A 1,039-nucleotide genomic window follows, 5' to 3' on the forward strand; every position below is an offset into this window, starting at 1 on the left:
GGACGAGACGACCCCGCCGGCGATGACGCGTGCTCTCATGACTCGAACCGTTCCTGGTGGATCTGGTGCTCCGGGACACCGGCCGTTCGGGCTTCGCGGACGACCAGATCGGACCAAGCGCGCGGCCCGCACACGTACAGGTCCGACTGGAGCAGGTTCGGGAACACCGACCGGAGGGAGACCCCGCGCCGGACGTCCTCCTCGGTCATCCAGCTCTCGCGGGAGCGGGACCGGTGACCGACCATCGTGTACAGCCGGCTCCCCGTCGCCTCGGCGAGGTCGGCGGTCTCGTGCCACAGGTACTGCTGGTCGGCGTCGGTCCCGCGCAGCAGCACGGTGGCCTCACCCGGACGGAGGTCGGTGTCCTCGAGCAACGACCGCACGGGGGTGATCCCGATGCCGGAGGCGACGAGGGCGAGGTACGGCGCGGTCCGAGCCCGGCTGGTGAACAGGCCGTAGGGGCCCTCGAGGGAGACGAACGCACCCGGGGTGATCCGGCCGAGTCGCGCGGAGCCGGCGCCGAGGTCGCGCACCGTGATCCGGGCACGATCGCGGCCGGGGACGGCGGAGAACGACACCGGGTGGGCGTGCCACCAGGTGCGGGCGGTCCAGAAGCGCCACACCCCGTACTGCCCGCCCTCGGTCCCGAGGCGGTCGAGGTCCCGTCCGGCGAGGTGGATCGACACGACGCCCGGTGCGATGGGCTCGACGCCGACGACACGGATGCGGTGACGGAGCGTCACGACGAGGGGCAGGGCGAACCGGTACAGGGCGATCAGGCCGAGGGCCAGGACGTAGAGCGCGATCCAGTAGACCCGCTGCCACGTGCCCTGCGCGAGGACACTGCCGACGCTGAGCATGTGCGGCAGCGCGACGAGTACCGCGGCGTAGCTGAGGAGGTGGATGACGTGCCAGGCCTCGTACGGCAGGCGACGGCGGACCGCGACGAGCGAGGACACCACCACGGCGACGAACAGCCCGAGTCCGAGGTAGGCCAGCGGCATGTCCGGCGTGGAGAAGAGCGCGATCGTCTCGGCGA

The 1,039-nt window shown here is 71.8% G+C and carries 1 protein-coding gene; it reads right to left on the reverse strand.

Features of this window, described 5'->3' with window-relative positions; translation table 11 throughout:
* Positions 1 to 35: 35 nt before the first annotated feature.
* Positions 36 to 1,039, reverse strand: a 1,004-nt coding sequence (locus tag BIV03_RS17565; RefSeq protein WP_071296604.1) for an oxidoreductase, incomplete at its 5' end; no start/stop codon positions are given.

Origin of the sequence: Curtobacterium sp. MCBA15_016, from assembly GCF_001865105.1 — a bacterium.
Taxonomy (GTDB): domain Bacteria; phylum Actinomycetota; class Actinomycetes; order Actinomycetales; family Microbacteriaceae; genus Curtobacterium.